This is a genomic window from Labrys sp. WJW, assembly GCF_001676615.1.
In the GTDB taxonomy this organism is placed as follows: Bacteria; Pseudomonadota; Alphaproteobacteria; order Rhizobiales; family Labraceae; genus Labrys; species Labrys sedimenti.
Genome location: NZ_LYXZ01000127.1, coordinates 1 through 929, shown reverse-complemented (window position 1 = coordinate 929; position 929 = coordinate 1). Strand labels below are relative to the sequence as shown.

Annotated in this window: 1 protein-coding gene; it reads left to right on the top strand. The window is 63.9% G+C overall.

The window, feature by feature from the left end; all coding sequences use genetic code 11:
• Positions 1 to 929: ADP-forming succinate--CoA ligase subunit beta (gene sucC / locus BA190_RS34920; protein WP_068299815.1), on the top strand; the 929-nt coding region annotated here is incomplete at both ends.

Below are 929 nucleotides of genomic sequence, written 5' to 3'. Positions count from 1 at the left end.
GGTCCGCTTTATGTTGTGAAGTCGCAGATCCATGCAGGTGGCCGCGGCAAGGGCAAGTTCAAGGAACTGCCCGCCGATGCCAAGGGCGGCGTGCGGCTGGCCAAGTCGATCGAGGAAGTGCGCGCCAATGCGCAGGAGATGCTGGGCAACACGCTGGTGACGGTGCAGACCGGGCCGGCGGGCAAGCAGGTCAACCGCCTCTATATCGAGGACGGTTCCGACATCGAGAAGGAGTTCTACCTCTCGGTGCTGGTCGACCGCGAGACCAGCCGGGTCGCCTTCGTGGTCTCCACCGAAGGCGGCATGGACATCGAGAAGGTGGCGCATGAGACGCCGGAGAAGATCGTGACCTTCTCGGTCGATCCGGCCACCGGGGTGATGAACCATCACGGCCTGGCGGTGGCCAAGGCGCTCGGGCTGTCGGGAGACCTGGCCAAGCAGGCGGTTGCGCTCACCACCAGGCTCTACACCGCCTTCGTGGCCAAGGACATGGCGCTGCTGGAGATCAATCCGCTGATCGTCACCAAGGGCGGCGAGCTCAAATGCCTGGACGCCAAGATGGGCTTTGATTCCAATGCCCTCTACCGCCATCCCGACATCGTGGCGCTGCGCGACGAGAGCGAGGAAGACCCCAAGGAGATCGAGGCCTCGCGCTACGACCTCAACTACATCGCGCTCGACGGCTCGATCGGCTGCATGGTGAACGGGGCGGGTTTGGCCATGGCCACGCTCGACATCATCAAGCTCTATGGCGAGGAGCCGGCCAACTTCCTGGACGTGGGGGGCGGGGCGACCAAGGAGAAGGTGACGGCGGCCTTCAAGATCATCACCGCCGACCCGAAGGTGAAGGGGATCCTGGTCAACATCTTCGGCGGCATCATGAAGTGCGACATCATCGCCGAGGGCGTGATCGCCGCGGTGCAGGAAGT